A 22,685-nucleotide genomic window follows, 5' to 3' on the forward strand; every position below is an offset into this window, starting at 1 on the left:
ATAAAAAGGGGGCCGCTTCGCGACCCATCGGGGCCGTGCGACGTTTCGCTAAATCCCCTCGCCACAGGAGTCTCCGCAATCGGGAGGATTAACCTGTGAGCGAATCCTTGTACGCAAACAACGCCGGCGCGCCACCGGTGTGCAGGAAGATGATCGGACCTTCTTCGAAACGCCCGCGACCAATCCCGTCCAGCAACCCGGCCATGGCCTTGCCGGTATAGACCGGATCAAGCAGCACCGCGTCCTGACTCGCCAGCAGTTTCACCGCTGCCAACGTTCCGGCATTCGGCTCGCCATAACGTGGGCCGAAGTATTCGTCCCACAGTTCGACTTTGAAGCTTTCCGGCAGCGCGACGCCGAGCAGATCCGCCGTGCGTTCGGCCAGGCCCTGAACCTTCGGCCGCTGATCTTCTTCACTGCGCGACACGGTCACGCCGATCACCGGCAGTTGCGGCAGCGCTTCGCTCAACGCCAGCGCGAGGCCGCTGTGTGTTCCGGCGCTGCCCGAGGCCAGCACCACGGCGGCGAAGTCGAGGCCGGTGTCCTTGATCTGCTCGGCGAGTTCAAGGCCAGCGCGCACGTAACCCACCGCGCCGAGCGCATTGGAGCCGCCGATCGGCACCAGATATGGCTTCTTGCCGTTGCTGCGCAGGCGCACCGCGAGGGCGGCCAGTTGTTCATCGGCGTTGTCGAGGTTGTCGACCAGTTCGACCTTGGTGTCGAACAGATCCAGCAACAGCCGATTGCCGTTGCCGGTGTAATTGCTGTCGTCGGTGCCCAGCGGATTTTCCAGCAGCGCGACGCAGCCCAGGCCGAGTTTGGCGGCGAGCGCGGCGGTCTGGCGCACGTGGTTCGATTGCAGCGCGCCAGCGGTGATCAGCGTGTCGGCACCTTGGGCAAGCGCATCGGCGGCGAGGTATTCGAGTTTGCGCAGCTTGTTGCCGCCCATGGCCAGCGGCGTCAGGTCATCGCGTTTGATGTAAACGTCACGGCCCAGCCAGGTGGACAGGCGCTCAAGTTTTTCCAGAGGTGTCGGTTGGCCGAGCAGGTCGAGGCGGTTAAAGCGGGCAAGCTGTTGTTTGATCGGTTGTGTGGACATGGTTCCGTACTGGCGGAGGAAGATGGAAGGACTATAGGCACGCGCTTTTGCAGGGGCAACCGCGAATCGCTTATAGCCAAATGGACTGAGCCCAGCACTATCGGTTCTTAATTCGCCCTCGCAGGCATGCCGTAAAGTGGTCGCCGTTGACGCGGCCAGACAGTCCGGCCGCCCGTGAGGAGTCTTTACCGTGAGCGAACGTTCCAGCCATTGGCAATTGCAGACCATCGTCAGCCAACTGCGCGGCGCGCGGGATCAGTGGCGTGCACAAAATGGCCGGGCTTCCGGCGAGCAGGGTGGCCGCGAGTTGCCCTCGCGGGCGGCGATGGCGGAGATTCTCGAAGCGCTGTGCGGTGCGTTGTTTCCGATGCGCCTGGGGCCGGTGGATCTGCGCGAAGAGAGTGAAGACTTTTACGTCGGCCACACCCTCGACGTGGCGTTGAATGCATTGCTGGCACAGACTCGGCTGGAGCTGCGGTATGTCGCCCGGCACAGTGCGCAGGCCGACACCGAAGTCGAGGCCCGCGCAATCCAGATCGTTCAGGATTTTGCCCTCGCCTTGCCGGGCTTGCGCACGCTGCTCGATACCGACGTGCTGGCGGCCTATCACGGTGATCCGGCGGCGCGCAGTGTCGATGAAGTGTTGCTGTGCTACCCGGGGATTCTGGCGGTAATTCACCATCGTCTGGCGCACCATTTGTACCGCGCAGGGCTGCCGTTGCTGGCGCGGATCAGCGCGGAAATTGCGCACTCGGCCACCGGCATCGACATCCATCCGGGCGCGCAGATCGGCCGTAGCTTCTTTATCGATCATGGTACGGGTGTGGTGATTGGCGAAACCGCGATCATCGGTGAGCGGGTGCGGATTTATCAGGCCGTGACCCTGGGCGCCAAGCGCTTCCCGGCGGATGAAGACGGGCAGTTGCAGAAGGGCCATCCGCGCCACCCGATTGTCGAGGATGACGTGGTGATTTATGCCGGGGCGACGATTCTCGGGCGGATCACCATTGGCAAGGGTTCGACCATTGGCGGCAACGTCTGGCTGACCAGGAGTGTGCCGGCGGGGTGCAATCTGACCCAGGCCAATTTGCAGCATGATGACGGGACGCAGAAGTAGGTTTCTGAATCTGCGTTGCAGTATCAGGCCTCATCGCGAGCAGGCTCGCTCCCACAGTGGAACGCATTCCAAGGTGGGAGCGAGCCTGCTCGCGAATGTTTTAAGGTTGTATCGAGATAATGGCCTTCCGCCAATTCTCCAGTGAACGATTCGCCCCAAACCCACGTCATACCCCTCCTTGAGCTAGCGTAGGAAAACTACCGCCTAGCCGTACGATTAGTCCTTGCGACCCCATCCATGTTTAACTTGAACGTTCATTCAAGTTAAACCGGTGGTTCGCTGCCCGCTCACAACAGGAGGCTTGCCTTTGCTGAGTCCGATCATTTCAGCCACGTTTCAAACCCTCGAGGTGCACGTTTCATGAGTGCATCGTCTACCCCCGCCAGCGGTCTGGTGCGCATGAATCCGCCGGTGTTCTACTTCGCCGCGACGGTCATTCTGTTATTTGGTCTCGTTGTCATCGCCATGCCGGAACAGGCCGGAGCCTGGCTGCTGGAAGCGCAAAACTGGGCGGCCAACACGGTCGGCTGGTACTACATGCTCGCGATGACCCTGTATCTGGTCTTCGTGGTGGTCACCGCGTTATCCGGCTACGGCAAGATAAAACTCGGTGCCGACCACGACGAGCCCGAATTCAGTTACCTGTCCTGGGCCGGCATGCTCTTCGCCGCCGGGATCAGCATCACGCTGTTCTTCTTCTGTGTGTCCGAACCGCTGACCCACATGCTCCAGCCGCCACAGGGCGAGGCGGGCACGGCGGACGCGGCGCGCCAGGCGATGCAGATTCTGTTTCTGCATTGGGGCCTGCATGGCTGGGGCGTTTTTGCCTTCGTCGGCATGGCGCTCGCCTACTTCGCTTACCGGCACAACCTGCCGCTGGCCCTGCGTTCGGCGTTGTATCCGCTGATCGGCAAGCGCATCAACGGCCCCATCGGCTACGCGGTGGACGGCTTCGGCATCATCGCCACGGTGTTTGGTCTGGGTGCCGACATGGGTTTTGGTGTGTTGCACCTCAACTCGGGCCTGGACTACCTGTTCGGCATCGCTCACACCCAGTGGATTCAGGTCGGCCTGATCACGCTGATGATGGGCGCGGCGATCATCGTTGCCGTGTCTGGCGTCGATAAAGGTGTGCGAGTGATGTCCGACATCAACATGCTGCTGGCCTGTGCGCTGCTGCTGTTCGTGTTGTTTGCCGGGCCCACCCAGCACTTGCTCAACACACTTATCCAGAACCTCGGCGACTACCTCGGCGCCTTGCCGATGAAGAGTTTCGACCTCTATGCCTACGACAAACCGAGCGACTGGCTCGGCGGCTGGACCGTGTTTTATTGGGCCTGGTGGATCGCATGGTCGCCGTTCGTGGGCCTGTTCATCGCACGGATTTCCCGTGGTCGGACCATCCGTGAGTTTGTGTTCGGCGTGCTGTTGATCCCGCTCGGTTTCACCTTGGCGTGGATGTCGATCTTCGGCAACAGCGCCCTCGATCAGGTGCTCAATCACGGCATGAGCGCCCTCGGCATGTCGGCCATCGACAACCCGTCGATGAGCATTTACCTGTTGCTGGAAACTTACCCGTGGAGCAAAACCGTCATTGCTGTGACGGTGTTCATCAGCTTCGTGTTCTTCGTCACCTCGGCCGACTCCGGCACTGTGGTGCTCTCGACCCTGTCGGCCAAGGGTGGCAACCCGGACGAAGACGGGCCGAAATGGCTGCGGGTGTTCTGGGGCGCGATGACCGCGCTGATCACCAGCGCGCTGCTGTTCTCCGGCAGCATCGATGCGCTGAAATCGGCGGTGGTGCTGACCTCGCTGCCGTTCTCGCTGATTCTGCTGCTGATGATGTGGGGTCTGCACAAGGCGTTCTACCTGGAATCGCAGAAGCAGATTGCGCAACTGCATTCGCTGGCGCCGGTGTCCGGTGCGCGGCGCGGTACAGGTGGCTGGCGCCAGCGCCTGAGCCAGGCCGTGCACTTCCCGTCGCGAGACGAGGTGTACCGTTTCATGGACACCACCGTGCGCCCGGCAATCGAAGAAGTGACGGCGGTGTTCGTCGAGAAAGGCCTGAACGTGGTCACTCAGCCGGATCCGTCGCATGACAACGTCAGCCTGGAAATCGGCCATGGCGAGCAGCATCCGTTCATCTATCAAGTACAGATGCGCGGCTACTTCACGCCGTCATTCGCGCGGGGCGGGATGGGCTCCAAACAGCTCAACAATCGCCGCTACTACCGCGCCGAAGTGCATTTGAGCGAGGGCAGTCAGGACTACGATCTGGTCGGCTACACCAAGGAACAGATCATCAACGACATCCTCGACCAGTACGAACGGCACATGCAGTTCCTGCACCTGGTGCGTTGATCTACGGCTGGGCGCCGGGCCGTTTACGACTCGGCGCTCAGCACCATGAACAACACCAGCGCCGCCAGCGGCACGCCGAATACAGCACTGCCGATCGCGATTTCCGACCCCAGCGACTGGCCGGCATGCACCACCCCCACCGCGCCATTGATCACCGTCAACGCCAGCCACAGCGCGGCGAAGCCGTAGGCCATGGTTTGACGGCTGAAGCCGATGCGCTCGCCGATGTAGAGCATCAGGGCCAGAAGGACCAGGCCGAAGAAGATGATGATGGCGGTGTGCATGGATTCACCTGCGAGTTATGCAGTGCCTGACCGACCGCTATCGCGGGCAAGCCCGCTCCCACAGGGTTTGGCGTCGTTCACAATGGTTTTATTCAACGCAGAAACCTGTGGAGTGGGCTTGCTTGCGAAGGGGCCACCTCTGTGTCCTTTAGAGCATAGCCAAACTAGCCAACCCCGTATTCGTCAGGTGCTCTCGCGCTCGATGACCTGGCACTGCAGCAGATTAAGTCGTTGCACCTCCTCGGTCGGCAACACGCCAAGGCTTTCCAGCACCCGTGTTGCGGCCAGCACGCCAATCTCCAGTGCCGGGGGTTTGATGGTGCTGAGGCTTGGCAAAAGCATCTCGGCAAACGGGTAATCGCCGAAGCCGAGGACGGCGCAGTCTTCAGGGATCTTGATGCCTGCGCGTTGCCCGGCGAGCAGGCCGCCGGCGGCGAGGTTGTCGTTGGCGAAGATGATCGCGTCGGGGCGTGGTGAGCTATTCATCAGCGCTTCCATGGCTTGTTTGCCAGCTTCGAAAGGGGCGCGGTCGGCGTCCGGGGCGAACACCCAGGGTTCAAGTCCAAATGCTCGGACAGTCGCGGCATAACCGTCGCGGCGTTCCAGCGCACTGAAGTCTCCGGGTGCGCTGTTCTGCACGAAAGCGATACGCCGATAGCCTTTGTCGTGCAGATAGCGAGCGGCGCTGACACCGACTTCAAAATGCGAAAAACCGATCTGCATCGGCCCGCGATCCGGCTGGTAATCCCATGTTTCGATCACCGGAACATCGGCCTCGGCAATCATCTTTTCGGTGCCCGCACTGTGGAAGTGACTGGTCAGCACCAACGCTGCCGGTGACCAGCCGAGAAACGCGCGCACCGCGTTTTCTTCCTGCTCGGCGCTGAAGTAACTCGAGGCCAGGAGCAGCTGATAGCCATTGCGACTGAGAGTGTCACTGAAGCCCTGAATGGTGTTGGCGAAGATCGGTCCGGAGATGTTCGGGATTACCATTCCAACGATTTTCCCTCGCGCTGAGGCCAGACCGCCGGCCACTAGATTCGGCACGTAACCCAGTTCTGCGACCACCGCCGCAATGCGTTCACGGCGTTCGGGCGAGACTTGCTCTGGCTGATTGATATAACGCGATACGGTAATCGCCGACACGCCGGCCTGTCGTGCCACCGCGTTAAGGGTTACACGACCGGCGCCACGGCGTTTGCGGGGCTTCTCTTCGCTCAAGGTTCGATCCTTCTTAAAAACCAAAACGCATATAAAAGTAATTTTTCAGTATTGGACGGTCTATGTACGGCTTGCAGATACTGGAGATGGTAGCGCTAACAAAGCGCATTGTCTGCTACTCGCTCGAGCGAATGCCCAAGACACCGATTCAGGCGCTGTCGTCGCAGAACGGCAGCGGTTAAGGGCCAATTTCGAGCGGGCAAACATGCACAACATTCCTGGGGCGACACACAAACTGGCGCAATCGATTCGCGCGGCAGGCTGGTTTTTTACCGGGTTGGCGGCGCTGCCGCTGCCCAATGCATTCGCGGCTGATAGTGCTGATCAGGAGCCGACACTCAAGTCGGTGACCGTCACGGCGACGCGCCGCGAAGAGTCGCTGCAGAAGGTGCCGGTGGCGGTGTCGGTGATCGACGGCGAACAGCTGGAACGCGATAACCGCAACGGCGTGGCGAGCATCGTCCAGCAAGTGCCGTCGCTGAATTTCCGCACCGGCGCGTCGAACAAGGACACCTCGTTGTTCGTCCGTGGCGTCGGCACGATTTCCACCTCACCCGGCGTCGAGCCGACCGTGGCCACGGTGATTGATGGGGTGGTTTATGCGCGTCCCGGTCAGTCGACCCTCGACCTCCTGGATCTGGAGCGCGTCGAAGTCTTGCGCGGCCCGCAAGGCACGCTGTTCGGCAAGAACGCCTCGGCCGGTGTACTCAACATCACCAGCAAAGCACCGACCGCCGAGACCCACGGTTACATCGATCAGTCCTATTACAGCGGCAACGAAAGCCGCACCCGTTTCGGCATCGGCGGCAGCCTGATTCCGGACACGCTCAAGGGCTCGATCAGCACCTTGTTCGGCAGCTACGACGGCAATGTCGACAACAAACACAACGGTCAGGAGGTCAACGGCTACAACCATCGTGGCGTGCGCGGCAAACTCGAATTAACCCCGAACGATGACGTCACCTTCACCCTGATCGCCGACTACATGCAATCCCACGATGACGGCCCGAATGGCGTGGTGAGCAAATCGCTGGCCCCGGCTTTCGCCAATGCGCTGAGCCCGGTCAATGCGACCAGCCACAACCGTGACATCAATACCGACACCCGCAGCCACGTCGAGGACACCAACAAAGGTTTGTCCGGCCAGCTCGACTGGCAACTGGGCGATTACACCCTGACGTCGATCACAGCCTGGCGCGGCTGGGATAACACCCAGTATCAGGACGGCGATCGTCTCGGCACGGTGACAGCAGCGTTCCCCGGCACGGCGGACAAGGGCGATCTGGCCTTCGATCAATACTCGCAGGAGCTGCGTCTGGCATCGCCGAAGGGTGAATTCCTCGAATACGTCGGCGGCCTGTTTTACATGCACGGCAAGGACGACGAAACCTATCAGCGCACGCTGACCACGACCACCAGCGTCAACCGAGGTGTGGCCGATTACAGCACCACCAGCGACAGCTACGCGGCGTTCGGTGAAACGACGTTGAACTTCACTTCGGACTTTCGTGGCATCGCCGGTCTGCGCTACACCCACGATGATCTGGAATACGATCACCGCCGCGTCTCCACCTCGGCGACCACCGTCAGCGGCATCCAGCCGGCGACCAGCAGTTCCGGTTCGGTGGATGAGGACGGCTGGTCCGGCCGCCTCGGCGTGCAGTACGACTTGAGCGACGCAGTCACCACTTACCTGACTTACTCGCGCGGCTACAAAGGCCCGGCCTACAACGTGTTCTTCAACATGCAGCCGCGTGACACCGAAGCACTCAAGCCGGAAACCTCCAACACCTGGGAGGCCGGTATCAAAGCGACGAGCTGGAACAATCGCCTGACCACCAACCTCGCGGTTTTCCACAGCGATTACGACAACTATCAGGCCAATTTTTTCGACACGGTGGCCGGGCAAGTAGTGACGCGCCTGATCAACGCCGGCAGCGTCAGCACCGAGGGCGTCGAACTCGATTACGCGTTGCAGGCCACCCAGCAACTGAAGCTCTCCGGCGCGCTGGCCTACACCCGTGCGCGCATCGACGAGTTCGCCTGCCCGGCGGGCGCGGCGGCGTCGTGCAATGTCAACGGCAAGCCGCTGCCGTTCAGCCCGGACTGGAAAAGCTACGTGCGCGCCGACTACAGCATCCCGCTGGATAACGGCCTGGATATCGAACTCGGCACCGATTACAGCTGGCAAAGCGAAGTGCAGTACGACATCAGCCAGAACCCCGACACCAAACAGGGCGCCTACGGCCTGTGGAACGCCAGCATCGCCCTGGCCGATTACACCAATGGCTGGCGCGTGGCGCTGCTCGGCAAAAACCTCACCGACAAGTCGTATTCGCCACTGCTCGCCAGCGGCGGCAACTACATCTATCGCGCCGTGCCACGGGATGACGAGCGCTACTTCGGCGTGCAATTACGCAAGGATTTCTGAGATGAGCAGACAGCTGAAGCTTGGAGCGTTCCTCATGGCCACCGGGCACCACGTTGCCGCGTGGCGTCATCCGGATGTGCCGGCCAATGCCGGTCTCGATTTCGCCCATTACAAACGGCTGGCGCAGATTGCCGAGGCGGCGAAATTCGATGCGCTGTTCGTTGCCGACAGCGTCGCCGCGCCGACCCAGGACATCGCCAGTCGCATGGCGCGCTCGGATCACTTCGAGCCACTGACGTTACTTTCGGCATTGAGTGCGGTGACCGAGCACATCGGCCTGATCGCCACGGCGACCACCAGCTACAACGAGCCGTACCATGTGGCGCGTAAATTTGCTTCACTGGATCATTTGTCGGGTGGGCGAGCGGGGTGGAATCTGGTGACTTCGGATAACGCCGCCGAAGCTCTGAATTTCGGTCGCGAGGAGCACATCGGCCACGCCGAACGCTACAGTCGCGCCCGTGAATTTCATCAGGTGGTGACTGGGCTCTGGGACAGTTGGGAGGATGATGCCTTTCACCGCAACAAGGCCAGCGGTGTGTATTACGACCCGGAAAAGCTCCACGTGCTCGATCACGTCGGCGAGCACTTTCGCGTCAAAGGTCCGCTGAACGTCGCACGCTCACCTCAGGGGCAACCGGTGATTGTGCAGGCAGGCTCCTCCGAAACCGGGCGCGAACTGGCGGCGCAAACGGCTGAAGTGGTGTTCACCGCACAGACTTCATTGGCCGGCGCGCAAGCGTTCTATGCCGACCTCAAAGGGCGTTTGCCCAAGTACGGCCGCAGTGCCGATTCGTTGAAAATCATGCCCGGAGTTTTTGTCGTCGTCGGACAGACGGAAGCCGAGGCGAAGGAAAAATGTGAAACGTTTCAGCAATTAGTCGAACCCGAGGTTGGCGTCGCCTTGCTTGGGCGTATGCTGGGCAACTTCGACTTGTCGAAGTACCCGCTGGACGGGCCACTGCCCGAGTTGCCGCTGACTGACAGCGGGCAGCAGAGTCGGCAGAAGTTGCTGACCGAACTGGCGGGGCGCGAAAACCTCACGCTGGCTGAACTGGGCCGCAAGATTGCCGGCGGGCGAGGGCATTACACTCTGGTGGGCACGCCGGTACAGATTGCCGATCGCTTGCAGGAGTGGTTCGAACAGGGCGCTGCGGACGGCTTCAACGTGCTGGTGCCACATCTGCCGGGCGGGCTCGAAGATTTCGCCAATGGCGTGGTGCCGGAACTGCAACGGCGTGGGCTGTTCAGAACCGAGTATGAGGGTCGGACGTTGCGCGAGAACCTTGGCCTGGCCCGGCCCCAAAACAGATTTTTGTGATTGATAGAGCTGTTGTGGTGAGGGGATAAATCCCCTCACCACAAAAGTGTTCGACTTCAGATGACCAAAAGACAGACAAGAGAGGATTCGATGACTTACACCGCTGCCGAAAACCGCTACGACTCCATCCCTTACCGCCGCGTCGGTCGCAGCGGTCTGGTGCTGCCGGCGCTGTCACTGGGCCTGTGGCACAACTTTGGCGACAGCACGCCGATCGACACCCAGCGCGCCTTGCTGCGCACCGCCTTCGACTTAGGGATCAACCACTTCGACCTGGCCAACAACTACGGCCCGCCGTACGGCAGCGCCGAGACCAACTTCGGCCGCCTGCTGCGCGAAGACTTCAAGCAGTACCGCGATGAATTGATCATCTCCAGCAAGGCCGGTTGGGACATGTGGCCCGGCCCTTACGGCCAGGGCGGCGGTTCGCGCAAATACGTGCTGGCCAGCCTCGACCAGAGCCTGCAGCGCCTCGGTCTGGATTATGTGGATATCTTTTATTCGCACCGCTTCGACCCGGACACCCCGCTGGAAGAAACCGCCAGCGCCCTCGCCACTGCGGTTCAGCAGGGCAAGGCGCTGTACATCGGCATCTCCTCGTATTCCGGGGTGAAAACCCGCGAAATCGCCGCGTTGCTGAAAGAGTGGAAAGTGCCGCTGCTGATTCATCAACCGGCGTACAACCTGCTCAACCGCTGGGTGGAAAAGGATCTGCTCGATACCACCGAGGAACTCGGCACGGGCGTCATCGCTTTCACGCCATTGGCGCAGGGCCTGTTGACCGACAAATACCTCAACGGCGTGCCGGAAGATGCGCGGGTCAATCGTCCGGGCGGTGGTTCGTTGCAGGCTTCGCACTTGTCCGAGGCGAACATCGCGCATGTGCGCGCGTTGAACGAGATCGCCAAGCGTCGTGGGCAGAGCCTGGCGCAACTGGCGCTGGCGTGGACGCTGCGTGATCCACGGGTGACCTCGGCGCTGATCGGTGCGAGCCGGCCGGAGCAGATTATCGAGAACGTCGGGGCGTTGAAGAATTTGAGCTTCAGTGCTGAAGAGTTGGCGGAGATTGACCGGTTTGCCCAAGAGGGCGGGATCAATCTTTGGGAGAAGCCTTCGACGGCGGAATAGGTGGTTTCGAAGACTTGACGCGTCATTACGGAGAAACCTCACTGGACGAGGTTTCTCCGTAATTTTTTGTAGTTTTACTTTTTGCTCGGGAACCCGAGTACTTCTGCGGCCTCGCTGAAAAAGGAATCTCTTGCGGTTCGTTTTCTCAGTTGCATGTCGATCACCTGTGACTGATCTGGCAGGGTGAAGTAACCCTTGTCCAAACTGCATAGGCTTTCCAGTGTAGGTAGCGGTAGTCCGAGCAACTGTCTGAGTTGAGATCGAGAAAGGACTTTATTTTCCACGAGCATTTTTACGCCTCGTGCAATCAACTGAGGCCTTTCAAAGTCGAAGTCAGCGTCCATCGGCTCACCTTTGACCCATCCTCTTGCTGACCTGGCCTTCCACAGTCTCGTAGTAGTGGTTTCGTTGATTATTTCCAGATCCTGGCATCTACGAACCATCGCTGCTACAGAGACTTTCCAGCGTGGTTTCAGCGCTAGCAAAGTATCCAAGGTAGGCCATCGAATTTCTCTCAGGAAGCTCTCTGCTGGCATCAGGAATGCGCTGGCGAATCGATGAGCCTGCGACTCAAGCAGATCGTAATTCGATTCGTACTGCTCCTTCGATACATGACGATGTAGAACGATATGCCCCAATTCATGTGCAGCATCGAATCGGTTTCGTATGCCGTTCGCCTTGTCTGCTACAAGGAGGACGTAAGGCCGCTGATCCAACTCGTACCAATTTGAAACACCGTCCATTTTCAAATGGCCCAGTGTGGTCCGAGTGCAGACGATACCTGCGTTTTCGAGGGTCTGAATGACATTGGGGATGGGAGCAGTCCCAAGTCCCCAGGCTTGGCGGCATTCGCTGGCCATTCTCTCGATTTCTTCGTCCGAAATCAGTAAGCAGTTACTTTCTTCCAGATGAGGAACATTTACTGCCACGAACTCCAGGCTTTCTTGCAGCTTGTAGGAAACGTCTTGAAGCCATTCCAAGCGTACTTCCGCTATTTCCCTGGCGTTTGCCGTGGCGCTTACCTGAGAACGAAAAAAGAACGGTGTACGCTCGCTCGTTACGATTTGTTCTTCAAGCAGCCAATTCTCACTGACGCCGAAGACCTCACATAGTCGTTGGAAAGCATCGGCTTCAGGAACCTGAACCCCGTTCTCCCATTTAGAGATGTTTCCAGAGGCGCGCCCAACCATTTCAGCCAAAGCGGTCTGGGTAATACCAAACGTGAGCCGTAACTGCTTGAGACGCGCTGATTGGAAGCCTGCGACTCCAGTTCTCATGCTTCACCTCTCGGACTTCTGCTCATCATCAATTTGGTTTTCAGTTTTTTCTGCGCGGCGCATCTTATCTCGCAATGTCACCAGTTCAACTCGTTTTTGATCAGTGGCCGGATTATCTGAGTAGCTCTGAAGAAGGTCTTCGAGTGTGCAATCCATATGGAAGCCTCTGCCACTGAAATATGGCACTGCCATTGTGATTGCCAAAGGCTCTGATTGATCCTCTGAGCGCGGCGGGGGGGCATGGACTACGACAAGCGCATGAATCAACTGTTCGTTGACAGTTTGAGTGAGGCCGTCAATCCAATCCATCTGGGGGGAAGCCAAAGACTCGTTGAGCGTTTTCAGTTCAGTTCGGTGTTTTGCTGTACGAATTTCTTTCTGCCAAGGCAACACGACTGAGGTGATCCGCAGACTCCCCATCTCAAGCAGGACATAGTTGTGCCCCTTGGGATCGGTCGATTTTATGAGTGGGCTCCAACGTTTCATTCCTGCCAAGGCCTCTTGAACCAGTGAATGGCGCAAGTGACCTCGCAGGTCTTCATGAGGAGTATGGATTAAGAGATCTTCGACCTCCTTTAACGCTTTTTGAAAGGTCTGAGGAATCAAAACCCCAAGCTCATCAAAAAATTCTTTGTCCACTTGTGCACGAATGAAACTTTGAATTTCTTCTTTTGTGACCATGCGTTTCACCACTCACTAATCGGTAAGCGGATTTTTACGCCAATTTTATTCGTTATGGAAGCAATGACTGTTTTTTTATACAGCCAATCTGATGGATGGTTGCTTCTGTAGTGTTCAGCGAAAAAACGGCACATCCCCCAACACCGTAGCCCGCTGCATCACCCGCCGCGCCGGCCGGTAATCATCCACCGCGTAATGCTGTGTCACGCGGTTGTCCCAGAACGCAATATCGTCCTTCTGCCAGCGCCAGCGAATGGTGAACTCCGGCCGCGTCGCGTGGGCGAACAGAAACTTCAGAATCGCCTCGCTCTCGATTTCCGACAGCTCATTGATCTTCGACGTGAAGCCTTCATTGACGAACAACGAACGCCGGCCGCTCACCGGATGCGTACGGATCACCGGATGCGACAACGGCGGATTCTTGCGTCGCGCCTCTTCCCACTGCGCCAGCGCTTCCGGCGTGTTGCCATAGCGCTCCAGCGGAAACGAGCGGGTGAAATCGTGGGTCGCGGTCAGCCCTTCAAGCAAGCCTTTCATCGGCGCCGACAGCGCTTCATACGCGGCAATGCCGCTTGCCCACAGCGTGTCGCCACCAAACTCCGGCAACAACTTGGCGCTGAGCACCGCGCCCATCGCCGGCGTCGGCAGGAAGGTCACATCGGTGTGCCAGATCGCGTTGTCGCGCACGTCGGTGACAGCGGTGTCGAGAATCAGCACTTCCGGTTGTTCCGGCACGTTCGGGTAGATCGGATGAATGTGCAGATCACCGAAATAGTGAGCGAAGCGCGCCTGTTGCGACGGCTCGATCGGCTGATTGCGGAAGAACAGCACTTGGTATTTGAGCAGCGCCTGCTCGATGGCGTCGCGGTGTTCCAGGCTCAACGGCTGGCTGATGTCGACGCCGCTGATCTGCGCGCCGAGGGCCGAGCTTAATGGGGTGATGTTCAGGCTGCTCATGGTCTTACTCTTCAAATTCGGGGGGGCAGAGCTTTTGTAGGAGTGAGCCTGCTCGCGATAGCGTTGCGTCATTCACAACAGCCGTTGCCTTTCACTCGGCAATCGCGAGCAGGCTCACTCCTACAAGGGATTTACATGAAATGGGTCAGTGCGCCTGGCCGTGCCACGGCACCAGTTTGCGCTGCAGGGCACGCAGGCCCATTTCCATGGCGAAGGCGATCAGGGCGATGACCAGAATCCCCAGCACCACCACGTCGGTGACCAGAAATTGCGCGGCCGACTGCACCATGAAGCCCAAACCACTGGTGGCGGCGATCAGTTCAGCGGCGACCAGCGTCGACCAGCCAACCCCCAGACCAATGCGCACACCGGTAAGAATGTCCGGCAACGCGCTCGGCAGAATCACATGGCGAATCAGTTGTGCGCGAGTCGCGCCGAGCGACTGCGCTGCGCGCAGTTTGGCCGGGTCAACCGTGCGCACGCCGGTAGCTGTGGCGATGGCGATCGGCGCGAAAATCGCCAGGTAGATCAGCAGCACTTTCGACAACTCGCCGATGCCGCACCAGATCACGATCAGCGGCAGATAAGCCAGAGGCGGAATCGGGCGATAGAACTCGATCAGCGGATCCAGAACGCCACGGGCGATGCGGTTGGCACCGATGGCGATGCCCACCGGCACGGCGGTCAGAATCGCGAAACCAAGGCCCAGGCCGATGCGGCTGAGACTCGCGCCGAGGTGTTGCCACAGGGTCGAATCCATATAGCCGCTGGTGGCCAGCAACCAGCCTTTTTGCAGCACAGCGGAGGGCGGTGGCAGGAACAGCGGCTCGATCAATCCAGTGGCGGTCACCGCCCACCAGATCACCAGCAAGGCGAACAACGTCAGCAGGCTGATCCAGCGCGTGCTGAGACTGCGGCGCACCGGGATCGCTACCGATGGGGTTTTCACTGCCGGGGCGGAAACGTCGTAACTGCTCATGCGCGCTCCTGTCGTTGAACGGCGCTGCGTTGCGAGAACACTTTGCTCAGCACGTGTTCGCGGGTTTCGATAAAACGCGGGTCGGATTTGATCGCCCGTGCCGATTCGCCAGCGGCGTAACGCTGGCCGAAATCCAGGTGTAGACGCTCAACGATCTGCCCCGGATTCGGCGCCAGCAGAATCAGGTCGGTTGCGAGGAACACCGCTTCTTCAATGTCGTGGGTAATCAGAAAAACCGGTTTGGCGGTGCGCTGCCAGACTTGCAGCAGCAGTTCTTGCATTTGTTCGCGGGTAAATGCGTCGAGGGCGCCGAAGGGTTCGTCCATCAGCAACACGCGCGGGTCGGCGGCGAGTGCACGGGCGAGGCCGACGCGTTGTTTCTGGCCACCGGAAAGTTGCCAGATACGGCGGTTTTCAAAACCGGATAGATCGACCAGCGCGAGCATCTCGCGGGCGATCTTTTCGCGCTTGTCCTTGGCGACACCGGCCAGCTCCAGACCGAATGCAACGTTGGCCAACACGTCCTGCCAAGGCAGCAACGCGTCGTCCTGAAACACCACGCCACGTTCGGCGCTCGGACCTTTGACCGGCACGCCGTCGAGGGTGATGCGCCCGGCACTCGGTTCGACGAAGCCGGCAATCAGGTTCAACAGCGAAGTCTTGCCACTGCCGGACGGGCCGAGGGCCACCAGCAATTGCTGCGGCCCCAGGGTCAGAGAAATATCCGCCAGCACCGGTTCCGGGCTGCCCGGGTACTGTGCGCTGATGCGCTCCAGCTGTAGCAAAGCCATCGCAGTTAACTCCCGATCAGTTGGTGATGTATTTGGCGCTGACGTACGGCGCGTAGTCCGGCAGAACCGCTTCGACCTTGCCTTGCTCCTTGAGGAACGCGGCGGTGTCGGTGATGGCTTTGGTGGTCGGTGCGCCAAGGTCGCTGACCTGATCAGCCGCCAGTGGGTAGACGTTGCCTTGCAGCAGCAATGGAATGTCGCTGGCCTTGGCGCCGGAGAGTTTCACCAGTTTGTCGACGTTGGATTGATCGGCGAGCCAGGCTTTCGGGTCTTTGCGGTAATCGGCGTAGGCATCGAGGGTAACTTTGGCGAACGCCCGGACGATTTCCGGGTGCTTCTCGGCGAAATCCTTGCGCACGATCCAGGCATCGAAAGTCGGCGCGCCGAACTTGGCCAGCTCACCGGAGGTGATCAGCACTTTGCCGTTTTCCTTGGCTACTCCGAGGGCTGGGTCCCACACGTAAGTGGCGTCGATGTCACCGCGTTTCCACGCAGCGATGATTGCTGGCGGCGCGAGGTTGAGCACGGTGACTTTCGAGGGGTCGATGTTCCAGTGCTTGAGTGCGGCGAGCAGGCTGTAGTGACCGGTCGATACGAACGGCACGGCGATTTTCTTGCCGACCAGATCCTGGGGCGTCTTGATCCCGGAACCGTCGCGAGCGACCAGCGCTTCGGCGGCGCCGATCTGGGTGGCGATGAGGAAGGTTTCCACCGGGACTTTGCGGGTGATCGCAGCGGTCAACGGGCTTGAACCGAGGTAGCCGATCTGCACGTCGCCGGAAGCGATGGCGGTGATCACGTCGGCACCGTTATCGAATTTGCGCCAGCTGATGTCGGCCTTGGTGGCCTTCTCGTAGGCGCCGTCGGCCTGGGCGACTTTCGCCGGGTCAACGGTGGTTTGATAAGCGACGGTGAGGTCGGCGGCCTGCGCCAGAAAGCTCGCGGCAGCCAGAGAGGCCACGGCCAGCAGGCGAAGCGGGAAATGCAGTTTCATGGGAGTGCTCCAGTTCAGGCGACCGAGGATCGGCGTGGAAAGGAGACTAAATGATCTAAGAATCGTTAAATAAATAACTTTTTAGAATGAGCTTATGAGCGGAAAAATCTAAGAAGGAGGGTAGAGAGAGCCTTTCGATAGTTCCCACGCTCTGCGTGGGAATTCAGCTTGTGACGCTCCACGTCACAGGGACGCAGAGCGTCCTTTGAGGCATTCCCACGCAGAGCATGGGAACGATCATCACACGGTATTTCAGGTCGGCGTACTTCGCATCAACACCGCGGTCAGTCCCCTCTCCCTCTGGGAGAGGGTTAGGGTGAGGGGCTTTTAATTACTGATCGCCAGAATACTCGCCTGATACGACCCGACAAACACATCGAAATCGCCCACTTCGTTCTGCTCCAGCTCAGCCTGCGCCGCCAGCGAAGATCGCGCCAGTTCCTCAAACTTCGCCTGCTCATCCGCCGCCAAAGGCTCGCTGCGGAAGAATTCGGCATGCGCCTGGCTCTGACGCAGGGAGAACTGCGCGAAGCTTTCCTTGTGCTCAGCCATCGCTGCCAACACCTGCGCCGAAGGCGTCAGCGACGGATCGCGGACCTTGGCCAGTTGCGCATCCAGCGCCTTGCTGTGCGCGTCGCCGCCATGGCTCTGATCCAGCAGCGCGGCGAGCGGGGCAATCTGTTCCAGCAGCTCGGTCGCCCAGGTCTTCATCTCGACCGGCTCACCGTCACGCTGCAATTGCAGGCCCGGACGGCGACCTTCCTTGACCACGCTGAGGAAGTTCGAGGTGGCGTTGCCGCACGACGTGTTGGTCAGCAGCGGGCTGTCGTTCAGCGCGCAGTACAGCAGGAACGCGTCGAGGAAGCGCGACTCGGTAAGGTCGATGCCCATCGGCAGGAACGGGTTGATGTCCAGGCAACGCACTTCGACGTACTGAATGCCACGGGCCATCAAGGCCTGGATCGGCCGCTCACCGGTGTAGGTCACGCGTTTCGGGCGGATGTTGGAGTAGTACTCGTTTTCGATCTGCAGGATGTTGGTGTTGAGCTGCACCCACTCACCATCCTTGTGCGTGCCGACCTCAACGTACGGCGCGTACGGCGTGGCCACGGCTTTGCGCAGGCTGTCGGTGTAGCTCGCCAGATCGTTGTAGCATGGCGTCAGGCCGGCCTGGGCGTTGCTTTGATAACCGAGGTCGCTCATGCGCAGGCTGGTGGCGTAGGGCAGATACAGGGTGTCCGGATCGAGCTGTTCCAGCTGATGCGAACGACCGCGCAAGAAGCCTGCGTCCAGCGCCGGCGATGCACCGAACAGGTACATCAGCAGCCAGCTGTAGCGACGGAAATTACGGATCAACGCGATGTAGGAAACCGACTGGAAATCGCGGTCAGTGCCGACAAAACCCTCGGCTTCGCGCAGCAGCGGCCAGAGCTTTTCCGGCAGGGAAAAGTTGTAGTGAATCCCGGCGATGCACTGCATGGTCTTGCCGTAACGCAGGGCCAGGCCCTTGCGGTAGACGTACTTGAGCTGACCGATGTTGGAGGTGCCGTAATAGGCGATCGGGATGTCTTCCTCGGCCGGCAACGGGCACGGCATCGATGGACTCCACAGGTACTCGTTGCCGAGCTTGCTGTAGGCAAAGCGATGAATCTTGTCCAGGCTCGCCAGCGTATCCGCCGGGTCGGGCAGGGCGGGCGTGATGAATTCCAGCAGCGACTCGGAATAGTCGGTGGTGATTTGTTCGTTGGTCAGCGCGGAACCCAAGGCTTCCGGGTGCGGCGTTTGCGCCAGTCGACCTTCGCTGGTCACGCGCAGGCATTCACGTTCGATACCGTGAAGGCACTGTTCGAGCAGAGAGAGGTTGGCGCGCTCGCCGAGCAGAGCCAGGCGGCGGTTGAGAAGTTCGCTCAATTTGGATTCCTTCACGCGTCAGTCGCCCCAATATGGGGGTGGGCAGGACGGTCTACAAGGGTGAAGTTGAAACTGGCGTTTTCGCCTGGTTTTTCGGGCCTCAAAGCCCCCGTTGAAACGCCAACTTCATTCCCTGAATCTGGCTGATGCACGCGAAGAATACGCGATCCCTGTGGGGGCGGGCTTGCCCGCGAAGAGGGCGTGTCAGTCAACCTCAAGTTGCCTGACACAGCGCTTTCGCGAGCAAGCCCGCTCCCACAGAAAAGCTCGACGCTGCGATCACAGCGCCGAAATTAACTCAAAATGATGAACAACATCTACAGGACAGCGAACGTGCCTTGCGCTTTTGCGACCAGTTTGTCGCCTTGCATTACGTCGGCTTCGACCACCAGCGTACGCCGGCCCGGGTGGATCACCCGCGCCGTGCACAGCACCTCACCGTCGGAAACGGCACGGATATAGTTGATCTTGCACTCGATGGTCGCGCTTTGCTGATCGAAGCCATGCACGCTGGAACAAGCCAGCCCCATGGCGATGTCGACCAGACTGAACAGCGCGCCTCCGTGCAATTTGCCACCGCGATTGCGCAGTTGCGGTTCCAGCCCCAGGGTGACTTGCGCCACCCCGGTTTCCAGGCTGTGCAGGCGGCAGCCCAACAGCTTGAAAAACGCGCTCTCGACGAGCCCGGCCGGAACGTCCATCAGCGTTTCTTCAACTGCTTGGCGTTGGCGAACAGCGAGGCCATCGCATTGTTCACCGGCGCGGCGGTGACGGTTTCCTTGCGTGGCGCGTTGTTCGAAGGCTGGCGCTGCGCCGAGCCCGGACGCGAGCCACGGGCGCCGTCGATCTTCTCGCCCGGGGTGTCGCCCATGCGCATCGACAGGCCAACGCGTTTGCGCGGGATGTCGACTTCCATGACCTTCACTTTCACCACATCACCGGCCTTCACCGCTTCACGCGGATCCTTGATGAACTTCTCCGACAGCGCCGAAATGTGCACCAGACCGTCCTGATGCACGCCGATGTCGACGAATGCACCGAACGCGGTCACGTTGGTGACAACACCTTCGAGGATCATCCCCAGTTGCAGATCCTTGAGGTCTTCGACACCTTCCTGGAACTCGGCAGTCTTGAATTCCGGACGCGGGTCACGGCCCGGTTTTTCCAGTTCTTGCAGGATGTCGGTCACGGTTGGCAGACCGAAGGTCTCGTCGGTGAATTTCTTCGGGTCCAGACGCTTGAGGAACGCGGCGTCGCCGATCAGCGAGCGAATATCGCGGTCGGTTTCAGCGGCAATGCGCTGCACCAGCGGATAGGCTTCCGGGTGAACTGCAGAGGAATCCAGCGGGTTGTCGCCGTTCATCACGCGCAAGAAGCCGGCGGCCTGTTCGAAGGTTTTCTCGCCCAGACGCGCGACTTTCTTCAGTGCTGCACGGGTTTTGAAGGCGCCGTGTTCATCGCGGTGAGCGACGATGTTTTGCGCCAGTGTCGCGTTGAGGCCGGAGATCCGCGCCAGCAGCGCTACCGAAGCGGTGTTCACGTCGACACCGACGGCGTTCACGCAGTCCTCGACCACAGCATCCAGGCCACGCGCCAGTTTCAGTTGCGAAACGTCATGCTGGTACTGGCCGACACCGATGGATTTCGGATCGATTTTCACCAGCTCGGCCAGTGGATCCTGCAGGCGACGGGCGATGGACACTGCACCACGGATCGACACGTCCAGATCCGGGAATTCCTTGGCCGCCAGCTCCGACGCCGAGTACACCGATGCGCCGGCTTCCGAAACCATGACCTTGGTCATCTTCATGGCCGGGTATTTTTTGATCAGCTCGATCGCCAGTTTGTCGGTCTCACGGCTGGCGGTGCCGTTGCCGATGGCGATCAGGTCCACCGAGTGCTTGGCGCACAGGGCGGCCAGGATGGCGATGGTCTGGTCCCACTTGTTGTGCGGAACGTGCGGGTAAACCGTGGCGTGATCCAGCAGCTTGCCGGTCGAATCGACCACCGCAACTTTGCAGCCGGTGCGCAGGCCCGGGTCGAGGCCCAGGGTCGCGCGCGGGCCGGCCGGGGCGGCCAGCAGAAGGTCGTGCAGGTTGTGGGCGAACACGTTGATCGCCTCGGTTTCGGCGCCGTCGCGCAGCTCGCCGAGCAGGTCGGTTTCCAGATGGGTGTAGAGCTTGACCTTCCAGGTCCAACGCACCACTTCGCCGAGCCATTTGTCGGCCGGACGGTTCTGGTTCTGGATATTGAATTGCTGACCGATCATGCCTTCGCACGGGTGCATGGTGCCCGGCAGCTCGTCGCCGACCTTCAGCGCAGAGCTGAGGATGCCTTCGTTACGGCCACGGAAAATCGCCAGTGCGCGGTGCGATGGCATGCTTTTCAGCGGTTCGTCGTGTTCGAAGTAGTCGCGGAACTTGGCGCCTTCCTCTTCCTTGCCGGCGATGACGCGGGCACTGAGGGTCGCTTCCTGCTTGAGGTAATTGCGCAGCTTTTCCAGCAGGCTGGCGTCTTCGGCAAAGCGCTCCATCAGGATGTATTTGGCGCCTTCGAGCGCCGCCTTCACATCAGCCACGCCTTTTTCGGCGTCGACGAAACGTGCGGCTTCGGCTTCCGGGGTCAGGTTCGGGTCGTTGAACAGGCCGTCGGCCAGCTCGCCGAGGCCGGCTTCCAGGGCGATCTGGCCCTTGGTGCGGCGCTTCTGCTTGTACGGCAGGTACAAGTCTTCGAGGCGAGTCTTGGTGTCGGCGAGCTTGATGTCGCGTTCAAGCTGCGGAGTGAGTTTGCCTTGCTCTTCGATGCTGGCGAGGATGCTGATGCGCCGTTCGTCGAGTTCTCGCAGGTAGCGCAGGCGCTCTTCCAGATGACGCAACTGGGTGTCATCGAGGCTGCCGGTGACTTCTTTCCGGTAACGGGCGATGAAGGGAACGGTAGAGCCTTCATCGAGTAGCGCGACGGCCGCTTCGACCTGTTGTGGGCGTACGCCGAGTTCCTCGGCGATGCGGCTGTTGATGCTGTCCATAAAACCACCTGACATATTGTGAAAGCAGGCTCGCAGGCACGGAAATAAAGGCCCGGAGTCTGGTTGAGCGGCTTGAAGATTACCGCTGCCTGGGTCAAAAGGCAGCCCATTGACCCGTGAAATCGAACAATTACTGCGCCGGGCAGGAAAAAAAGGCCTGCCACCTGCGGTAACGATTCAGACGTTGCCTGGCACAAAACGCCGCGCATTATAACCAGCGTTCTGTCATTCGGGGGCGTTGCAGTCTGTAGGCATAAACCCCGGTTTTCTGGCAGTGAAGGAAAAATCTGCTAACAATGCACACGGTGCGTATAACGGCAGCTACGCCATAATGCGCGCCGAGCTAAAAGGAGCATCCAATGAGCAGCACTGCACAAACTGCTGAAGGCGAAAAAATTCTCATCGTTGACGACGATCCGGGGCTGAGCAGCCTGCTGGAACGGTTTTTCGTCAGCAAGGGCTACCGCGCCCGCACCGTACCGAACACCGAGCAGATGGATCGTCTGCTGTCGCGTGAAGTTTTCAATCTGGTCGTACTCGACCTGATGCTGCCTGGCGAAGACGGTCTGACCGCCTGCCGCCGTTTGCGGGCGGCAAACAACCAGATTCCGATTATCATGCTCACCGCCAAGGGCGATGAGATGAGCCGCATCAAGGGCCTGGAACTGGGCGCCGACGATTATCTGGCCAAGCCGTTCAACCCGGACGAGCTGATGGCTCGGGTCAAAGCGGTGCTGCGTCGTCAGGCCGCACCGGTACCGGGCGCACCGGGCAGCGAAGACGAAAACGTCACTTTCGGTGATTACGTATTGTCGCTGGCCACTCGCGAACTGAAGCGCGGCGACGAAGTGCACATGCTCACCACCGGTGAGTTTGCGGTACTCAAGGCCTTGGTGATGAACGCGCGTCAGCCATTGACCCGCGACAAACTGATGAACCTGGCCCGTGGCCGCGAGTGGGATGCTCTGGAGCGTTCCATCGACGTACAGATCTCCCGTCTGCGCCGGATGATCGAGCCTGATCCGTCGAAACCGCGCTATATCCAGACTGTCTGGGGCGTGGGCTACGTGTTCGTACCGGATGGCGCCGCCACCAAGTGATCGGCGAT

At 60.0% G+C, this 22,685-nt stretch carries 18 protein-coding genes; 6 read left to right on the forward strand and 12 right to left on the reverse strand.

Going from position 1 to position 22,685, the window contains the following annotated elements:
* Positions 1–88 precede the first annotated feature (88 nt).
* On the reverse strand, positions 89–1,099 hold the full coding sequence (locus tag ACVVH8_RS01255) for a D-cysteine desulfhydrase (protein ID WP_475228129.1): 1,011 nt from the start codon (positions 1,097–1,099) through the stop codon (positions 89–91).
* Positions 1,100–1,289: 190 nt separating this feature from the next.
* Here ACVVH8_RS01255 and epsC point away from each other — a divergent pair, with 190 nt between their 5' ends.
* Both epsC and betT read left to right on the forward strand, forming a co-directional pair.
* Positions 1,290–2,216 (forward strand): serine O-acetyltransferase EpsC, encoded by a 927-nt coding sequence (epsC, locus tag ACVVH8_RS01260; protein WP_103304122.1) that lies wholly within the window; start codon positions 1,290–1,292, stop codon positions 2,214–2,216.
* Between the two features lie 399 nt (positions 2,217–2,615).
* On the forward strand, positions 2,616–4,577 hold the full coding sequence (gene betT / locus ACVVH8_RS01265; RefSeq protein ID WP_213028727.1) for a choline transporter BetT: 1,962 nt from the start codon (positions 2,616–2,618) through the stop codon (positions 4,575–4,577).
* 23 nt (positions 4,578–4,600) lie between these two features.
* On the opposite strand, the gene ACVVH8_RS01270 is transcribed toward betT, so the two are convergent.
* Together ACVVH8_RS01270 and ACVVH8_RS01275 are read right to left on the reverse strand one after the other, a co-directional pair.
* Positions 4,601–4,861, reverse strand: a complete 261-nt coding sequence (locus tag ACVVH8_RS01270) for a hypothetical protein (RefSeq protein WP_103304124.1) — start codon at positions 4,859–4,861, stop codon at positions 4,601–4,603.
* A gap of 183 nt (positions 4,862–5,044) precedes the next feature.
* Positions 5,045–6,082 (reverse strand): LacI family DNA-binding transcriptional regulator, encoded by a 1,038-nt coding sequence (locus ACVVH8_RS01275; RefSeq protein WP_475228132.1) that lies wholly within the window; start codon positions 6,080–6,082, stop codon positions 5,045–5,047.
* Between the two features lie 205 nt (positions 6,083–6,287).
* On the opposite strand from ACVVH8_RS01275, the gene ACVVH8_RS01280 reads away from it, so the two are divergent.
* The 3 genes from ACVVH8_RS01280 to mgrA all read left to right on the forward strand — a co-directional run bounded on the left by ACVVH8_RS01280 (position 6,288) and on the right by mgrA (position 10,962).
* A complete protein-coding gene (locus ACVVH8_RS01280; protein WP_475228134.1) occupies positions 6,288–8,513 on the forward strand; it encodes a TonB-dependent receptor in 2,226 nt (741 codons plus the stop codon).
* 1 nt (position 8,514) lies between these two features.
* A complete protein-coding gene (locus ACVVH8_RS01285) occupies positions 8,515–9,834 on the forward strand; it encodes an LLM class flavin-dependent oxidoreductase (protein WP_475228136.1) in 1,320 nt (439 codons plus the stop codon).
* Between the two features lie 90 nt (positions 9,835–9,924).
* On the forward strand, positions 9,925–10,962 hold the full coding sequence (gene mgrA / locus ACVVH8_RS01290; protein ID WP_315445213.1) for an L-glyceraldehyde 3-phosphate reductase: 1,038 nt from the start codon (positions 9,925–9,927) through the stop codon (positions 10,960–10,962).
* 74 nt (positions 10,963–11,036) lie between these two features.
* Here the strand turns inward: mgrA and ACVVH8_RS01295 are convergent, their stop codons facing one another.
* From ACVVH8_RS01295 to ACVVH8_RS01335, 9 genes are all read right to left on the reverse strand, one after another.
* Positions 11,037–12,239, reverse strand: coding sequence for a helix-turn-helix domain-containing protein (locus tag ACVVH8_RS01295; RefSeq protein ID WP_475228139.1), 1,203 nt, complete (start codon positions 12,237–12,239; stop codon positions 11,037–11,039).
* A gap of 3 nt (positions 12,240–12,242) precedes the next feature.
* Positions 12,243–12,920 (reverse strand): hypothetical protein, encoded by a 678-nt coding sequence (locus tag ACVVH8_RS01300; protein ID WP_475228141.1) that lies wholly within the window; start codon positions 12,918–12,920, stop codon positions 12,243–12,245.
* Between the two features lie 114 nt (positions 12,921–13,034).
* A complete protein-coding gene (gene tauD, locus ACVVH8_RS01305; protein ID WP_475228143.1) occupies positions 13,035–13,877 on the reverse strand; it encodes a taurine dioxygenase in 843 nt (280 codons plus the stop codon).
* A 145-nt stretch (positions 13,878–14,022) separates the two neighbouring features.
* The gene (tauC, locus tag ACVVH8_RS01310) at positions 14,023–14,856 is read right to left on the reverse strand and encodes a taurine ABC transporter permease TauC (protein ID WP_166221357.1); all 834 of its coding nucleotides are present in this window, start codon (positions 14,854–14,856) and stop codon (positions 14,023–14,025) included.
* Positions 14,853–15,647, reverse strand: a complete 795-nt coding sequence (gene tauB, locus ACVVH8_RS01315; RefSeq protein WP_097086895.1) for a taurine ABC transporter ATP-binding subunit — start codon at positions 15,645–15,647, stop codon at positions 14,853–14,855. The genes tauC and tauB overlap by 4 nt, the downstream gene beginning before the upstream one ends.
* A 16-nt stretch (positions 15,648–15,663) precedes the next feature.
* Positions 15,664–16,641: a taurine ABC transporter substrate-binding protein gene (gene tauA / locus ACVVH8_RS01320; protein ID WP_103304132.1), complete on the reverse strand. Its 978-nt coding sequence runs from the start codon at positions 16,639–16,641 to the stop codon at positions 15,664–15,666.
* Between the two features lie 327 nt (positions 16,642–16,968).
* Positions 16,969–18,552: a glutamate--cysteine ligase gene (gene gshA, locus ACVVH8_RS01325; RefSeq protein ID WP_103304133.1), complete on the reverse strand. Its 1,584-nt coding sequence runs from the start codon at positions 18,550–18,552 to the stop codon at positions 16,969–16,971.
* Between the two features lie 317 nt (positions 18,553–18,869).
* Positions 18,870–19,253, reverse strand: a complete 384-nt coding sequence (locus tag ACVVH8_RS01330) for a PaaI family thioesterase (protein ID WP_475228146.1) — start codon at positions 19,251–19,253, stop codon at positions 18,870–18,872.
* Entirely contained in the window at positions 19,253–21,577 is a 2,325-nt protein-coding gene (locus tag ACVVH8_RS01335) for a Tex family protein (RefSeq protein WP_401301283.1), read from the reverse strand. Before ACVVH8_RS01335 ends, ACVVH8_RS01330 begins: the two co-directional genes overlap by 1 nt.
* A gap of 359 nt (positions 21,578–21,936) precedes the next feature.
* Here ACVVH8_RS01335 and ompR point away from each other — a divergent pair, with 359 nt between their 5' ends.
* Positions 21,937–22,677, forward strand: coding sequence for an osmolarity response regulator transcription factor OmpR (ompR, locus tag ACVVH8_RS01340; protein WP_016986271.1), 741 nt, complete (start codon positions 21,937–21,939; stop codon positions 22,675–22,677).
* The last annotated feature ends 8 nt before the right edge of the window (positions 22,678–22,685 follow it).

Source organism: Pseudomonas trutticola BRTCR10, from assembly GCF_056155105.1.